The sequence below is a fragment of the Psychrobacter sp. G genome, from assembly GCF_000418305.1.
Lineage (GTDB): Bacteria > Pseudomonadota > Gammaproteobacteria > Pseudomonadales > Moraxellaceae > Psychrobacter > Psychrobacter cryohalolentis.
In genome coordinates, this window is record NC_021661.1 from 694,795 (window position 1) to 711,639 (window position 16,845).

Here is a 16,845-nt window from a genome sequence, read left to right on the forward strand (position 1 = left end):
GATGATTGAGTTACAACAAACGTGGATGCTACCAGCATTAATCGCCATTCCTTTTATTGCAGGATTGCTATGTTGGCTGGTTGAACGCTTTAATAAACGCTTGCCGCGCTGGATTGCTTTAATTGGTATGACGTTGACCTTTGTATTATCAATGGTACTGTGGCAATACGGTGATTTTTCTGGCATGAGTCAGCAAGTCATTGCGCCAGATGCTGCTGTGCCTTGGGTGGCTGAATTCAGTGTGCCTTGGATACCGAGTTTTGGTATCAGTTTTCACTTAGCGTTAGACGGTTTATCGCTAATGATGGTTGCATTAACTGGTCTGCTCGGTGTTGCCGCAGTTGCCTGTTCGTGGAATGAGATTCAGCGCCGTGTTGGTTTCTTCCATCTAAACTTGTTGTGGAGTTTGGGCGGCGTCATCGGTGTTTTCTTAGCCATTGATATGTTCTTATTCTTCTTCTTTTGGGAGATGATGCTGGTTCCAATCTACTTCTTGATCGCGATTTGGGGTCATGATGTCGTTGGTAAAACCAAAGAATACGCTGCAACTAAGTTCTTTATTTATACCCAAGCATCTGGTCTTATCATGCTGGTCGGTATTTTGATATTGGTCATTATCAGCTACGCCCAAAAAGGCGTGGTCAGCTTTAACTATAATGATTTACTCGGTACGTCACTTGGCGGCTGGGAATATCCGATCATGCTGTGCTTCTTTATTGGTTTTGCCGTCAAGTTGCCGATTATTCCATTCCACGGCTGGTTGCCAGATGCCCATGCGCAAGCACCAACAGCCGGTTCGGTGGATTTGGCAGGGGTTTTGATTAAGACGGCTGCTTATGGTTTGATTCGTTTTGTCTTGCCATTGTTTCCAGCAGCATCACAAGATTTTGCGCCTATTGCCATGACGTTAGGTACGATTGGTATCTTCTATGGCGCATGGCTTGCCTTTATGCAAACAGATATGAAGCGTCTGCTTGCTTATACCAGTATCTCGCATATGGGCTTTGTGGTATTGGCAATTTATGCCGGAACATTACTTAGCTTACAAGGTTTGATGATTCAAATGCTTGCACATGGTCTAAGCTCAGCAGCGCTATTCATTATGGCAGGGCAGTTATATGAGCGCTTACATACACGTGATTTGACCCTGATGGGTGGTATGTGGGGTCAGTTCCGTTATTACGCGCCAATACTGATGTTCTTCTGTGCCGCTTTACTGGGCATTCCGGGTACGGGTAACTTTATCGGTGAATTCTTGATCTTGTTTGGTGCCTTTGCTCAGTATCCTGTGTTTGTAGTCTTAGCAACCTTTAGCTTAGTATTGGCAGGTTTATACTCACTTATATTAATTCATAAAGCGCTATTTGGTATCAACAATATTAAAGAAGTGGCATTAAAAGAAACCAAATCGCATGGCCTGCCGACGCGTCCGTTAAAAGATTTGGGTAAACGTGAGCTGTCTTTATTATTAATGCTAGCGGCAGGCTTGGTATGGCTGGGACTATATCCACAGCCGTTCCTTGATACCTCAAGTCATGCGATGCAATGGATTAATAACGCTTATATATATAGTCAAGTAACACAAGTAGATGCCTCGCAGCTGCTTGATGCAATGGAGGCACGTTAAGTCATGAACGATTTTACGATGAATGATTTGATGGGGCTATTGCCTTATGCACCAATCATTGCGGTAGTCATTACGGTATTGGCGGTGATGATTGCCATCACGATGAAGCGCTCACATATGGTGACCGGTACAATTTCGGTCATCGGTCTCAATATCGGTCTGTTTATTTTGCTTGGGCAAATGGCAGGTATAGTCGATAGTGGAACGCTTGTGCCAGCGGCTGAGCAGTTATTTGTGATTGATAATTTTGCTCAGTTTAATATGGTGATTATTTTTATCTGTGCATTGGCTTGTTGTACGTTGTCTTATGCGTATTTAGCAAACCTCAAGGATAATAAAGAAGAGCTGTATTTGCTCATGTTGTTATCGACGATTGGTGCACTGCTTATGGTTTGCGCCCAGCATTTGGCATCGTTCTTTATGAGCCTTGAGATGCTATCGATACCGCTATATGGCATGTTGTCCTATACCTATATGCGTACCCGCTCGCTTGAGTCGGGGCTGAAATACTTAGTGCTATCAGCGACAGCATCGGCAACGCTGCTGATGGGTATGGCATTTATCTATGCAGAAGTTGGCTCACTGGCATTTAAGCCTATTAGCTTAACATTGACAGATACGTTTGAATCGCCGCTGCTAATCTTAGGGGCAGCGATGATGATGTTTGGTATCGCCTTTAAACTTTCTGCCGCGCCCTTTCATATTTGGACACCTGATGTCTATGAAGGCGCCCCTGCACCTATCGCGACTTATCTGGCCTCGGTATCAAAAGTAGCGATGATGGCATTGGCAGTACGATTTTTAATTGATACCTCATTATTGGCATTGCCATCGGTACAGATGCTGCTTATGGTCATGGCAACTTTATCTATTTTGCTAGGTAACTTACTGGCAGTACGCCAGACCAGTCTCAAACGTTTACTTGGTTATTCATCGATTGCCCATATGGGCTATGTGCTAATCGTAATCGTGAGCATTGGTTCTGCTGCTGATAGTATCTCTAGCATGTATATGGCGATTTATGCCTTTACCTCTATTGGTGCCTTTGGTGTCGTGACCTTGATGTCTAGCCCTTATCGCTTATCTGGTGAAGCCGATCAATTGATTCATTATCAAGGATTGTTCTGGAGACGTCCGGTATTGACTGGTGTCATGACTATCATGATGCTATCTCTAGCGGGTATTCCATTAACCGCAGGTTTTATCACGAAGCTGTTTGCGATTCTTGCTGCAGTACAAGGGACTAATTGGTTCTTGGCAGCGATGATTATCCTCGGTAGTGCGATTGGCTTGTTCTATTACTTGCGCGTCTTGCTCACGCTATTTAAACGTCCAAAACAATTTATTGAATTTGACGTCTCGAAGCAGTGGGGTTTACGTACTGGTGGTATCATGGTCATTGCAGTCACGGCGATCATCTTGTTCTTTGGCGTATTACCAAATAGTATGATTGAATGGGCAAGTTTGGCACGTATTTGGTAAATAGCAAAAGGGTAAGTAGGGGTATGCTGATACCGCTGCTTATCTGTTATTACGGTCAGAAACCCAAGATGCGCCCGCTTTATGATAAGCTTGGCGCATCTTTTTTTTATGTTGTTTAAATTTTATAAAAATAAATGTTAATAAAATATAAGTGATTTATGACTATGAGCGACAATATTCAAACCGTAACAGTGCTAAGCAAAACCACTTGGACGCCAAATTTATTTAGCTTTACCGTCAGCCGTCCGGATAGCTTTAAATTTACGGCTGGGCAATTTGTACGTTTGGGTGTTAATCCCAGTCATTTAAACTACTATAAGCAGCAAGGCGAAGCAGGCAATGATGTCGCTAATGACGCACTAAACGAAGATATTTTTCGCGCTTATTCGATTGTATCTTCACCCTTTGATGAAGTATTAGAGTTTTTCTCTATTGTCATTCCTAATGGTGCATTTACCTCACAGTTGCAGCACTTAGAAGTAGGCGATGAGCTGCTGCTTAATACGATGCCTTTTGGATTTTTAACATTGGCGCGTTATCAAAAGCCATTACCAAAGGATTTATGGTTGCTGGCTACGGGCACTGGTCTTGCGCCTTTCTTATCAATGCTGCAAGATTTAAAGACTTGGGAAGATTACGAGCATATTATCCTCGCATATAGCGCGCGCTCGATAGAAGAGTTGGCGTACGTTGATAAGATAAAAAGTCTGCAAGAAGACTTTGGCTCCTTGGTTGATAATCCTGCAAAATTAATCTTTATACCGGTTGTTACTCGTGAGCCTATCGAAGATGCACTGACAGAGCGCCTGCCAAAATTGCTACTAGATGGAACGCTACAAGAGCGCGCAGGCATTGCTTTAGATGTCGATAGCACGCACGTTATGCTATGTGGCAACCCAGATATGGTAGAAGATACCAAAGAGACGTTAAAAAGCTTAGGACTGGTGATGAATCGCCGTGGAGAAGGCAATATTGCGGTAGAAAATTACTGGTAACGAATGTCATAAAGTGTGATCGAGTGGCATTCTTTTAAAATTTTTAGCAAAAGAAAAATGCTGTATCTTGACGACTCTCGTCTGGCAAGATACAGCATTTTTTTATAATAGTTGACAGTTATCAGATAGCAAAGTAATAAGAGCTAAGAGTTTATGATGTTCTAAACTTGGCTTGCTACATTTTCTGTATCTAGTGGATGGACAGGACCTTGTACTTGTACTGGCTCGTCTTTTTCGCTGATAATATCTTCGTTGCTATTTGAGGATAATAAATCGCGATAATTAATCTGCGCTTTCAAAATCAATTGTTCTTCTTCAAGCTCACCATAGTTAACTTGTGCCTTATGTAACATGCCGATAATTTTCTTATTACTCTTCAGCCAACGATTAATATCAATATAAATAATCTCATTTTTGGCGCGTGCAATATCGATATAAGATAGGATAAAGCCCAACGGGTCTTTTTTCAGGATACGGTGGTAAAACCAAATAAACAGTTTGATACCTTGACGCTTAAGGAATGATTCGCAGCGCAAATTTAGGATATCGGTATAGGTCAGTTGCCCAAAGACAAAGCGCTGTACATTGCGATCGAGCTGCGCATGTACCAGACGAAAGTTACTCGCCACCTCTGCATAAATACCGCCGGCATCGACCGTGCAATACAAGCGAAACCAATCTTCATGTATCTCAACACGCAGCTCTAAGATGGCTTTGACATTATCCGTGACATAAGTTTTTAGCGCATCATTGACGTAGGCTTGTGTCAGCGGTAGCGCCAGCTCCTCTTCTAGCTTATCGGTTGTACGGTTGTATAAGTCTTTAATAGATTGGGTCAGGCGAGCCCAACCATCGCTAAATGATTCATCAAAGCGGTAGCCGAGATTCTCAAAAAAGTCATCAAAGTTGTCTGAATGATCGACATTATCACTCATGTTATTAAAGCTACTCAAACTTATTATCCTTATCATTATAAAAGCGTGACCGATACCAAACAGTATATATCAAAAACGAGGCGGGCAAAATGAACGTCTATTACTCATCAGCATACCTGTATTTTCGATATCAAATGCGCTGGGCTTATGCGATGAGTACAAGTTAGAGCATACTTTTCATTGTGAGCAATGATAAATTGTTGAGAAGTTACTGTGAATTTACGGTATACGGTTGTGCTAGCGAGACAATTCTATGTCATGTTATGATGGCGCCGGCATGGGCAATAGATATGGATATTAACACGTTTATTGATGACCGCCTTTATATTCATAAGCTGAGACTGACTGCGGTGTATATTAAAGACTCACAAAGCTACCATTTTTCAGCGCAAGCACCAAAACGTGATATCAGCTTGCCGATGGCGATGGTTATTGCCATTAGCGTGCATGCGTTGATTATTTTCGGTATCAGCTTTTCGATGGGGCAAGACCCTGCCGGATTGATGCAAGACGTTGCTAAAGCCCTAACGGATAATATGCAGCCAAATGAAGATGCGCAATTTATTGCCAATGCCTCGCAACAAGGCGGCGGTACGGTAAAAGAGCAATTGCGTCAAGAAACCGACCAAAGCAGCCCGTTATCCGCTGAGCAAATGAGTGAGACGCAAGATGTGATTCGCTTGCAGCGGCAAGTACGCCAGCAGCATTATCAAGAAAGCTACCTGCGCACCACGCTCAGCTGGCGTCATGCAAGCGTAGAGTCTGACAATGATAGTAAGCAAGCGCAAGATGATATGAGAGTGCAAGAAGAGCGCCTGCGTAAGCAGATTGCTACTTTAGAGGCTCAGCTATCCCAGCGTCAGCAGACTTATGCCACCAAATCAAAAGTAGTGACCATGGACAGTAACTCAACGACCCATGGCGCGGCGGCCGATTATATCAATACCTTTCGTGAGCATGTTGAGCGCGTTGGTAATTTGCAATATCCTGCTCAAGCACGAGCGCAAAGTATTACGGGCGAAGTGCGTTTAATGGTAATTATTGCTAACGACGGTAATATCAAAGCCATCCGTTTGCTTGAGAGTTCAAATTCAACTATCTTAGATGAGGCAGCCAAACAATCAGTCAGGCAAGCCGCGCCATTTGGTAAATTTACCGCAGATATGAAAGACATTGTTGAGTTGCGTCTGATACGTACCTATCGTTATAGTGATACGGTAGAGGTGACGTACTAGAAGAGTTAACAGCAGTCCTGCATTTTCAACGTATTAACTAAAACAGTAAATGGATAACACCCAGATATAGAGTAAAGAGTTTATATGGAATTTTTAGGTTTTACCCTTGATGTTGCCACTTTAACCAATAACGCTTTGAGCATTGCTGCCAAAGTGGCATTAGCGCTGCTAATATTTATGATAGGGCGCTGGCTTGCCAAAAAAGCCGTCACATTTGCTCACGGTATGATGTTGCGTAGTCGTTTAGATGAGACGGTCGCTAGCTTTTTAGGTCGCTTAATTTACGGTGTGCTATTGGTTGTGGTCGTTTTGGCTGCCTTGAGTAAAGTTGGCGTGCAGACCACATCGGTCGTGGCTATCTTGGGCGGTGCAGCGGTTGCGATTGGTTTATCACTGAAAGATCAGCTGTCTAATTTTGCAGCGGGCATTATGATTGTCACCTTTCGCCCCTTTGTACGCGGCGACTATGTGCAAATAAGCAGCTATACAGGCACTGTGACAGAGATTACCTTGGTCAATACGCATCTAACAACGATTAACAATCATGATGTCATCATTCCTAATAGCGATATCACCACTTCAGCGGTTGTTAATTACACCGCATTGCCCAATCGCCGCGTCGATATCACTGTTGGCATTGGTTATGATGCTGATATCAAAACTGCCAAAGATGTTATGCTAAATCTAGCCATCAGCAATCCAAAGGCGTTTACGGATCCTGCACCGGTTATCCGCGTCACTAACTTGGGCGATAACTCCGTTGATTTAACTTTAAACGTTTGGACGACTAATGACGACTGGTGGTCAATGCAGTGCGATCTATTGGAACAGTTTAAATATGCACTGGATGATAATAAAATTGATATTCCGTTCCCGCAGCGTAATGTCCATGTTAAAGGGCTTGACCAGATGATTAATCAGATGGACCAAGCACAAAAACTACTAACGAAAAAAGATTAGTTATAAGGGTTTGGGATATTGAGCCCTGCCAAAATTTCAATCTCAAAGCGCTCCATCTCCTCTTGCTCGGCTTGCCCGAGCTCATGATCGAAACCGAGCAAATGCAGTATGCCATGAATTAATAAGTGGCTAATATGCTGTACAGCCTCTTTATTTTGCTCTGCTGCTTCACGTATCATCACCGCATGGCAAATGATTAGCTCTCCAAGCGGTAGCGTTGGCATCAGTCCAATAATTGCTGCTGGCAGGTCGCTTGGATAAGAGAGGATATTGGTTGCATAATCCTTTTGACGGGCTTTTAAATTCAGCTCGCGACCTTCGACTTCATCAGTAATATAAATATCGAGCACCTTAATCTTCTCTTGCCACTGCTCAGCATCGATATCGTCAAAGTATGGCAGTATCAGACCACCTTTTACCTGCGCATCGATATAGTTAAGTGTCGCTGCCATTACAGACAGCAGCTGCTCCCGACTGTAAAAACTATCGAGTGTTTGGTCATCGATAAGCTCACTGGCACTAATATCAAGCGTGTCTAAGCTCTTGTTCCCATTAGAATTATCATTAATATTGTTGCTAGCATTACTATTGCTGTCTTGGCTCATACCCTAATCCTTTTATATATCAATTAAAAAATATCTAACAGTAAAAAACCGGATATAAAATCCGGTTTCTTTCCAATATACGGCTATCAAGATAGGTTAGAGTTTGGCTGCTGCATCAGCAACTATCTGTTTGCGCTCCTGCTCTTTGATACGTTCAAACTTGCGCTTTTCCTGCAAGGCAAACTGCTCGTCATCATAGACATCATAAGCTTCAACGATTTTCTGTACCAATTGATGGCGTACAACGTCTTTTGAATCAAATTTAGTGATATGAATCTCTTCAATACCACTTAAGATTTCCATCGCTTGTGCCAAGCCTGACTTGCTGCCACGTGGCAAATCTACCTGTGTGATGTCACCGGTAATGACCGCGCGCGAACCAAAACCTAAGCGCGTCAAAAACATCTTCATCTGCTCAGGCGTGGTATTTTGTGCTTCATCCAAGATAACAAACGAGTTATTTAAAGTACGACCACGCATATAGGCAAGCGGGGCAATTTCAATGATTTGCTTTTCAATCATCTTACCGACTTTCTCAAACCCAATCATTTCATATAGCGCATCGTATAAAGGACGCAAGTATGGATCGATTTTTTGCGTCAAATCACCTGGTAAAAAGCCCAGTTTTTCGCCAGCTTCTACCGCAGGACGTACGAGCAAAATCCGTTCAATCTCATTGCGCTCAATCATATCAACTGCACAAGCAACCGCGAGATAGGTTTTACCAGTACCGGCAGGTCCAATACCAAAGGACACATCAGAGGATAAAATATCTCTGACATAGCGTTGTTGATTGCCACCACGTGGAATGATTTTGCCATTACGGGTACGCAAGCTGATAGGCGTAAATTCGCTTGGGGCGTCTAAGTCTTCCTCATTATCCTCTAGCTGTGCTGCATCTTCTTCAATATCTTCATCGCGCGCGAGGCTTGATTGAATGATGAGATGCAATTCTTCGGCGCTGATGTCTTTGGTGTTTTGTGCTTCATCGACCATTTTATAAATAATACGTTCGCCGCGCTCAACACCCAATATGTCGCCGCTTAGACAAAAGTCGCCTTGACGTTGGCTGATTTTAATATCGAGGCGTTGTTGAATGTATTTCATGTGATTGTTGTATTCGCCAAGCACGGTTTTGAGCTGTGCTGGGGTCAAGGATTCAAATTTTATACGGCGGCTCATGGAGTCAGTCAAGCGATTATCCTTGTGTTGGTTGCCCGCTGCTATGATTATTGCTTCTATGCTGCATAGTCAGACGAACTTCAGAGATAAAATAGTTAGTCGTGCTTTATGTTCTTTGGTTTATAGCTTTTAGCGTACGGCTTTTAGATAATAGAAAATGACGGCAAAGTAGCTGTTAGTTTAATGAATAGTAAGTTTGATGAATAATAAATAAATTTCCTGCCTTCATTATGGTAGATAGAATTTAAATTTCAAGCTATATAGATGTATGCATGGCTTTGTTTTTGTATGGCGATTGCAACGATAGATAAAAGCATTCAGCAGTCACACTGAAAGAATTTTTTATAGCTGCTACGGATACCGTCAAGACCACAGAATAATAGGCAATTTGTGGTAATCTATTGTTTAGGCGATAACGCTATAGTCAGTTTTAAATGAAAAAAATACAAACATTATAACGTGCTACTGGAATTAATTTTTCTTGCTTGCTGTGCCTATGCAGACAGAGGCTGCGAATAATTAATTCCAGTAGCACTGTATTCTTTTAAAGGTGCATCTACTATATTAGAAATTTTTTAATATGTTCAAAGAACAATAGGTTTTTCAATAAAATAAAATTTTGAGTGAATAATAATCACGTATAAATGCGTGCTAAATCGACAATGATAGGAATAATAATGATGCAAACTACTGAATCAAATTTATCAAAACTTAATAATATTAAACACACTACTATGACTGAGCAGCAGGTACTTATCGCTGGTGGCGGTCATGTCGGTTTGTCGTTTGCGTTGCTATTGGCAAACCATGGTATCGCCAGTACATTGCTCGAGAAGAACAGCTATCCGACCATCAGTCCAAATGATGATAGCAATCGCAGCCACTATTTAGACAGCCGTAATACGGCATTGTCACGGCGTACGGTACAGATTTATCAAGAGATCGGGCTGTGGGATGAACTACAAAGCCATGCCTGCCGTATCGATGCTGTACAGATTAGTGAACAAGGTAGCTTTGGGCGTGCGCAACTCAATAAAGCCGATGAACAAGTTGAGTCGTTTGGACAAGTGATGGAAAATGCGTGGCTTGGGCGTAAGTTGCTCCTTGCTGCTCAGCAAGAGCCGCTTATTACCCTGATTGATAATGCCGATGTAATAGCTGTTGACCAGAAAAGCGATAGCGTAACCCTAAGTTTTAGCTACTATGGTGAAGAAGAGCATGAGCAGCAATTGCAGGGTAGTGTGTTGGTCGCCTGTGATGGGCGCGACTCTACCGTGCGTCAGTTATTAGATATCGGTACGACTACTCATGATTATAAGCAAACGGCTATCGTCGGCGTGGTAGAAACGGACAAACCACATGAGCATAATGCGATTGAGCGTTTTAGTCCTGCCGGACCACTGGCAGTATTGCCATTAACGGATCCAGAAGGCGACGGTAATGACGAATATCAGACTGGCTATAGACGTTCAGTCGTTTGGGTTTGCCGAACCAGAGAAGAGACGCAATACTTAGAGGATGACGCGCATTTCTTAGCGACTTTGCAGCAAGCTTTTGGTCAGCGTGCAGGGACGTTTAAAACTGCTGGTCGCCGTGGTGCATATCCATTGACACGGGTGCTGGCAGATAAACAAGTGGATGGTCGCTGCGTTATCATGGGTAATGCAGCGCACACCCTGCATCCAGTAGCAGGACAAGGGTTTAACCTATGTATGCGTGACGCTCATGTACTGGCACAAATGATGAGCGCGCAAGTACTAAAAGGCGAAGACATCGGTAATCCTACATTACTAAAGCGTTATGAGAAAGCCCGTCAAACTGACCAAAAACGCGTTATTCGTTTTTGTGATGTAGTGGTACATGGCTTTACGCATCCAAATCCAGCCGTGAAGCTGGCACGTAATGTCGCTTTGGTTGCCTTTGATAAGTTACCGAATATTAAACCATTAATTGCCAATTATGCGATGGGTCTAAAGTCTTAGTATTGATAAGCCATTAAAAAAATTCAAAAATCTAACTGCTGCTAATTATTAAAATATCAGCGGATAATTCAAATAGCGACACAAAGGATATTTTATGAAAAATAACCATACGCTGATTATCGGCGGCGGTATTGTCGGCGCAACGCTTGCCCTAAAACTGGCACAAGACAATAAGCTGGTGACACTCATTGATGCGCGCCCAAAGCATGACGAGGAAGATTGGCAGCAAGTACTGGGTCAACGTGATGCCCGTGTTTATGCGCTAAGTCTTGCCAGTATTGAATTATTAAAAGAGGTTGGTGCTTGGCAAAAGATAGCAGCGTCAAGTCGCACAGCCGATTACTCACAAATGCAAGTCTGGCAACTAAACGGTAGAGGCGAGCTACTGTTCGGCGATAGTGCTAATAATAGTAATGACACTAATCAAAATTCTGAGCCAAAAATGCTTGGTAGTATGGTTGAGCCCGCAGTTATCGAATATGCATTATGGCAGCGTTTATTAGCGCCTGATGTCAGTCAATATCTAACCGTCATCGATGGGCAAAAAGTTGTCGATATGGATTGGCTAGGAAGCACGCAAGGCTACCGTGTGACGTTAGATAACGGAAGCGTGATTGACGCGCGTTTATTGGTCGGTGCTGACGGTCGTGGCTCATTCGTGCGCAAGCAAGCAGGTATTGAGCTTGATATTCTTGATTATAATCAAACTGCGATCTGTTGTGCGATTCAAACTGAAAAGCCGCATCAAGCAACTGCTCGTCAAGCCATGCTGCCGACTGGTACGCTGGCATTATTGCCGCTCGCTGATATCACTGATGAAGACAAAGCCAATCCACAGCATTGGCAGTCGATTGTATGGACATTACCACGTAATCAAGCATTGGCACTGGTAGACGAACACCCGCGCTATATCGCTGATAAATTGGCTGCTGCCAGTCATTATGAGCTTGGTGCTATCCATAAAATTGAATCAATCGCCAGCTTTCCATTAGCGGCGCAGCAAGCAAAGACTTATGTTGCGGATAATTTAGTCTTAATTGGGGATGCGGCGCATGGTGTGCATCCGCTTGCTGGGCAAGGGCTCAATCTTGGGATGCTCGATGTAAAAGTATTAAGCAAACAATTGGCGCATGATTATAACCGTAGTGGCGGGACGTTTTGGGGTACCAACCAAACCTTGCGTAGCTATGAGCGCTTGCGTCGTCCGCATAACAGTCTGATGATGCATAGCTTTTCTGCGCTTAATTGGCTGTTTGCCGGCTCGCTTGCGCAGATGCGTCCGATTCAACAACTTCGTAATGAAGGTATGTATCGCGTCAGCAAAATTAAACCATTGATGCGGTTGTTTGCGAAGCAGGCAAGTGGGGTTTAGGTTTTAACTGAAGCTATTAATTGAACTAAGGATGGCGTATGAAAAATAATTCATGGATGACGATAGCCGTTGTAATAGCTAGTTTTATGTTAGCTTCCTGCCAATCTGTACCCAAAAACACCATAATCAATAAAAAGGCAGACAACACACCTAAAGTCCTGATAGAGCCACTTGCAGATACGGACAATGATGGCGTCCCTGACATTATAGATAATTGTCCGAACACTCCTAAAGGGGTAGTGGCGGATGAGTATGGCTGTCCAGTAGCGGTGAGTTTAATCGATTATCTTACAATGGAGCTACGAGTTTTCTTTGAGCAAAATAGTAATGAGCTACGAATAAAGTACTTGCCAGAAGTGGAAAAAGTAGCGGAAAAAATGCATAGCGATCCTGAGCTGGTGGTAGTCTTGTCTGGTCACCTCTCGGAACCTGAAGCTGCGCAAATATCAGTAGGTATAGACGGAAAAATGAATCAAGTAAAATCTGATAAACGTCCATTAGGACGTGAGCGGGCACAGGTAATAAAAACTGCTTTGATTAACAGAAATATAGCTGCTGATAAAATTTATACGTTTGATTGCGCTGATAGTATGCCGATTGCACCTAACGATACTGAGGAAGGCGCGTCAATGAACCAGCGTATTTATGGTAAAGCGTTAAAGGCAGATGATTTTTATACTGGCAGTGATAATGAGCAATCACTCACGTACTATAAAGAATTTTGTCAGCAATTTTAAAGGAAGAAGACATGACCATGCTATTAAGAAGTATGCTTGTTGTTTCAATCAGCGTCTTAACGCTATCGGCATGTCAAACGTCTGACTTGTCTAAGCAAACAAGCCAAACTATTAAGATACCAAATATAACTGTTAATTTAGATAGCGATGGTGACGGTGTGCTTGATGCTATAGACGAATGCCCTGAAACGCCATCTAACGTAGTAGTTGATGCTAAAGGCTGTCCAATAGAGGTTTATACAGGTTCGCTAGAAATGCAGTTGCAAGGATTTTTTGAACCGATGAGCAGTCAATTATCTGACGAATATGATCAAGCATTTGCAATAATTGAAGAAAACCTTCATGAGCAACCAGATGCTAAAGTTTTTATTTTTGGTCATGTAGCATCAAACGAGCTTGCGATAACGCCTAATAAAAATAATTTATCGCGTAACCGTGCCATTAATATCAGGAATAGGTTAGTAGAAAAGCATCACATTACCTCTGATCGTATCTCCACTTATGATTGCTCAGATAGATATCCGTTTATAGCTACAGACTTTAGCGAAAGTGATCTTGCAGGTATAGAGTCAAAAGATAGAAGGGTAACTGTCAAAGCAAGTACGCAAGTCAACGACCTAGCGAATATAGAAAACCCAAGTGATTGGAAAAACTATGAACCATATCTAAAGCGCTGCGAGATATTTAAATCTGAATAATAACGTCAAAAAAACGGTTGATTTTTAAAAAGCCGAAAACAACACCATCAGCACTGGCGAGACAATATTAATAATAAAACCAAAGCTAATCGCCAGTGGCACGACTTTTAGCCCGCCAGATTGTTGAATAATCGGTAAGGTAAAATCCAAACTGGTCGCGCCGCCAAGACCGACCGCTGCTGATGGATATTTGCGCATAAAGACGGGAATAAATAATAGCGCAAAGAACTCACGTACCAAGTCGTTAAATAGCGCCACACTGCCCCAAATAGCCCCATAAGCATCAGTCATCACAATCGCAGATAGCGAATACCAACCAAATCCTGACGCTAGTGCTAAGCCCTTCGTCCAAGAGACATCGCTAAACATCAGCGCAAAGATAAGCCCGCCAACTAATACCGATAATGTAAAAATAATACTCATCTCAACGCCGCGCTTATTAAGCAGCACTTCTTTTAGAGTAATACCCGAGCCTTTTAGTCCAATACCAACCAGCAAGATTAATATCATTAGCATGACCGTCATGGTGTTTTCAGGCGGTATATAGTTGGCTGGCAAGAAATAACCAATCACAAAACCTATTACTACACAGATGACTTGGGTAAGGCTACCGCGAATACTGACGCGATGCTCTTTAGATTTAACACTGGGTTTTTTGGCATGCCACGGGCGCAAACGGTCAAACAGCATTAGCCCAAATAATCCAGTTCCAATTGTCAGTATTGATAATATCGTGACGTACAGTGCGATTTCGCCTACCTGACTGCCAAGTCCTTCGACTTGTGCCAGCTCAATACCAATCAAGCCTAAAATAATAAAGACCAAATAAGACAAGCCTTTATCGGCAATTTTGGTCAGGGTTGGATTGGATGGAATGGCAAAGCCAATAAACATTGGCATTAAAACCAAGACAAGGGTAACTAAGCTTTGCATGGTAAAGGGCTCGCGGCATTTTTAAAAGGCGTTTTAACAAATTGTTTTTAGGAAGGGTTTTTTAAGAAGTCGAAGATTGTAACATATCAGAGTAACAATGCTGACATAAGCAGATAAAATTCATTGAATTGCTGCTGTTCTAAGCGTCTTTTATGAGTGTCTCTATATGCTGAACAGCAGTGCCACATTGATTGAATATAAAGCCACTATACCGCGTGCTCGTATTTGATGGATTTACGATGTTTCTGAATTTTTGAAGTGGGGTTATTGATACCACTTAATGGGCAAATAGCTTGATTTGATAATGGCTCAATCACACTAATGCGAGCAGTGGCTGCTAGGTTGGGATAGTCTCTACGATAGTGTCCGCCACGACTTTCAAGGCGCTGACAAGCAGACTGAATAATTAAAGTCGCTAATTGCAACTGTCTTGCTAATTGAAAGTATGTAAGTTTATCAGTGGTCATGGCGTCGTCTGATGCATTCATATTGGGCTGACTTAACTCAGATTTTTCAAGCCACTGTTGCCATTGCTGTATCTGTATTAACATTTGCTCTAATGATTCGGCAGTGCGAGTGATACCCATATGTGAGGTCATTAAAAATTTTAATTCTGTAATGATTTTGCCAGCCTGATTATTAGTATCTATATTGCTATCAGTGTCCTCGTAATCAGCTGAAGTCAATGGACGTGTAATAAGAGAAGAGAGCGTAATGGCTTGAGTATCTTTAAGAGTTGGCGCTGTCCAAAAGGTAGGTGCTGATAAGTTTATGCTTTCATAAATGGCAGCAGTATCTAGATTCTCTAGTGCTTTCAAATAGCGAGGCAAATCAGCGGCGATATTACGCCCAACCACCACGCATTCCAATAATGAATTACTTGCCAAGCGATTTGCTCCATGCAGACCTGTATAAGCAACTTCACCAGCGGCATAAAGACCTGCTACATCGGTTACGCCATTAGCATCAGTGACCACGCCGCCACAGCTATAATGGGCGGTTGGGGCAACCGGAATTGGCTCTTTAGTTATATCAATACCAAGTGGTAATAGTGTCTGATAAATCTGTGGAAAATGTTCGCGCAAAAATTCGGCTGGCAAGTGACTGACATCAAGATGTACATACCCAAGTCCATTATTATTAATCTGCTCAGCTATTGCCCGTGCGACGATATCTCGCGGCGCCAGTTCTGCACGCTCATCAATCTCAAGCATAAAACGCTTGCCCGTTTTTGGACAATATAAGCGCCCACCTTCGCCGCGTAAAGCTTCAGAAATCAAAAAACTGCTATTATCTAGTGCTAGACCAGTCGGATGAAATTGGATGAACTCTAAATTTGCCAAACGGCAGCCTGCTTGCCATGCCATCATAATGCCATCACCGACACAGACGTTGGGCGCGCTGGCTCTTTGAAATAATTGCCCTAAACCACCACTGGCTAAGACAACGGCGCGACTATGAAATGTGATTTGGCGCTGAATAGTATGATCAAAAACTTGCGCCCCTTGGCAACGGTTATCACTGTTGTCAGTTAATAAATACAGTGCTTCATGGTAGGGCAAGATAGTGATATTGGAAGCGGCTTGCACTTTTATAGTCAAGGCCTCCATGATATGTCGACCCGTTGCATCATCAGCATGGGCAACGCGTCTGCAGCCATGACCGCCTTCTTTGGTTAAATGTAAGTGAGAGAGGTCAAAACCCGCCTTTATATAATTTTTTGATTCTTGGTGGGGAATTTGAGTAAAAGGTACGCCTTGCTCACATAGCCATTGAACCGCTTGTTGTCCAGTGCTGAGGATGTTTGTCGTATTATCCGCTGCACATAATCCTGCACCAGCGATTAGCGTATCGGCGATATGGTCAGCTACCGAATCATTTTTGTCCAAGCTTGCGGCGATACCGCCTTGGGCATAATGGCTTGAGCAAACTTCCAGTGCTGCTTTACTTAATATGGTAATGTTCAGCGACTCTGGTAAAGCAAGCGCGGTGCTTAATCCTGCAAGCCCAGCCCCAACGATAAGTACATCTGTTATCACGACAGCATCAGGGATCTGATGCGCATTACAGTTATCTTTGCCATTTAACCAGTTCGCGCTCAT

The 16,845-nt window shown here is 42.9% G+C and carries 14 protein-coding genes; 9 read left to right on the forward strand and 5 right to left on the reverse strand.

The window, feature by feature from the left end:
* Nucleotide 1 precedes the first annotated feature (1 nt).
* The 3 genes from nuoM to PSYCG_RS03015 all read left to right on the forward strand — a co-directional run bounded on the left by nuoM (nt 2) and on the right by PSYCG_RS03015 (nt 4,104).
* Complete coding sequence (nuoM, locus tag PSYCG_RS03005) at nt 2-1,627, forward strand: NADH-quinone oxidoreductase subunit M (protein WP_020442875.1); 1,626 nt, start codon at nt 2-4, stop codon at nt 1,625-1,627.
* A 3-nt stretch (nt 1,628-1,630) separates the two neighbouring features.
* Entirely contained in the window at nt 1,631-3,109 is a 1,479-nt protein-coding gene (locus PSYCG_RS03010) for an NADH-quinone oxidoreductase subunit N (protein WP_020442876.1), read from the forward strand.
* A gap of 164 nt (nt 3,110-3,273) precedes the next feature.
* Nucleotides 3,274-4,104: a ferredoxin--NADP reductase gene (locus PSYCG_RS03015; RefSeq protein ID WP_020442877.1), complete on the forward strand. Its 831-nt coding sequence runs from the start codon at nt 3,274-3,276 to the stop codon at nt 4,102-4,104.
* 161 nt (nt 4,105-4,265) lie between these two features.
* Here PSYCG_RS03015 and PSYCG_RS03020 read toward each other — a convergent pair whose 3' ends face one another.
* Entirely contained in the window at nt 4,266-5,075 is an 810-nt protein-coding gene (locus tag PSYCG_RS03020; protein WP_051130940.1) for a hypothetical protein, read from the reverse strand.
* A 254-nt stretch (nt 5,076-5,329) separates the two neighbouring features.
* On the opposite strand from PSYCG_RS03020, the gene PSYCG_RS03025 reads away from it, so the two are divergent.
* Both PSYCG_RS03025 and PSYCG_RS03030 read left to right on the forward strand, forming a co-directional pair.
* Nucleotides 5,330-6,274 carry an energy transducer TonB gene (locus PSYCG_RS03025; protein WP_227500753.1) on the forward strand — a complete coding sequence of 315 codons (945 nt, stop codon included), beginning with the start codon at nt 5,330-5,332 and terminating at the stop codon, nt 6,272-6,274.
* 84 nt (nt 6,275-6,358) lie between these two features.
* Nucleotides 6,359-7,234, forward strand: coding sequence for a mechanosensitive ion channel family protein (locus PSYCG_RS03030; RefSeq protein WP_011512940.1), 876 nt, complete (start codon nt 6,359-6,361; stop codon nt 7,232-7,234).
* On the opposite strand, the gene ybeY is transcribed toward PSYCG_RS03030, so the two are convergent.
* Nucleotides 7,231-7,839: an rRNA maturation RNase YbeY gene (gene ybeY, locus PSYCG_RS03035; RefSeq protein WP_020442880.1), complete on the reverse strand. Its 609-nt coding sequence runs from the start codon at nt 7,837-7,839 to the stop codon at nt 7,231-7,233. The genes PSYCG_RS03030 and ybeY overlap by 4 nt on opposite strands.
* A gap of 96 nt (nt 7,840-7,935) precedes the next feature.
* Nucleotides 7,936-9,021, reverse strand: coding sequence for a PhoH family protein (locus tag PSYCG_RS03040; protein WP_020442881.1), 1,086 nt, complete (start codon nt 9,019-9,021; stop codon nt 7,936-7,938).
* Between the two features lie 680 nt (nt 9,022-9,701).
* Between PSYCG_RS03040 and PSYCG_RS03045 the strand changes: the two genes are divergently transcribed.
* The 4 genes from PSYCG_RS03045 to PSYCG_RS03060 all read left to right on the forward strand — a co-directional run bounded on the left by PSYCG_RS03045 (nt 9,702) and on the right by PSYCG_RS03060 (nt 13,810).
* Nucleotides 9,702-11,003, forward strand: coding sequence for a UbiH/UbiF/VisC/COQ6 family ubiquinone biosynthesis hydroxylase (locus PSYCG_RS03045; protein WP_264649328.1), 1,302 nt, complete (start codon nt 9,702-9,704; stop codon nt 11,001-11,003).
* Nucleotides 11,004-11,097: 94 nt separating this feature from the next.
* Nucleotides 11,098-12,375 (forward strand): FAD-dependent monooxygenase, encoded by a 1,278-nt coding sequence (locus PSYCG_RS03050; protein WP_020442883.1) that lies wholly within the window; start codon nt 11,098-11,100, stop codon nt 12,373-12,375.
* 38 nt (nt 12,376-12,413) lie between these two features.
* Nucleotides 12,414-13,112, forward strand: coding sequence for an OmpA family protein (locus tag PSYCG_RS03055; RefSeq protein WP_020442884.1), 699 nt, complete (start codon nt 12,414-12,416; stop codon nt 13,110-13,112).
* A gap of 11 nt (nt 13,113-13,123) precedes the next feature.
* Nucleotides 13,124-13,810, forward strand: a complete 687-nt coding sequence (locus PSYCG_RS03060; RefSeq protein ID WP_020442885.1) for an OmpA family protein — start codon at nt 13,124-13,126, stop codon at nt 13,808-13,810.
* A gap of 24 nt (nt 13,811-13,834) precedes the next feature.
* Here PSYCG_RS03060 and PSYCG_RS03065 read toward each other — a convergent pair whose 3' ends face one another.
* The gene (locus PSYCG_RS03065) at nt 13,835-14,743 is read right to left on the reverse strand and encodes a lysine exporter LysO family protein (protein ID WP_041772218.1); all 909 of its coding nucleotides are present in this window, start codon (nt 14,741-14,743) and stop codon (nt 13,835-13,837) included.
* A 206-nt stretch (nt 14,744-14,949) separates the two neighbouring features.
* Nucleotides 14,950-16,845 (reverse strand): L-aspartate oxidase, encoded by a 1,896-nt coding sequence (gene nadB / locus PSYCG_RS03070; protein ID WP_041772220.1) that lies wholly within the window; start codon nt 16,843-16,845, stop codon nt 14,950-14,952.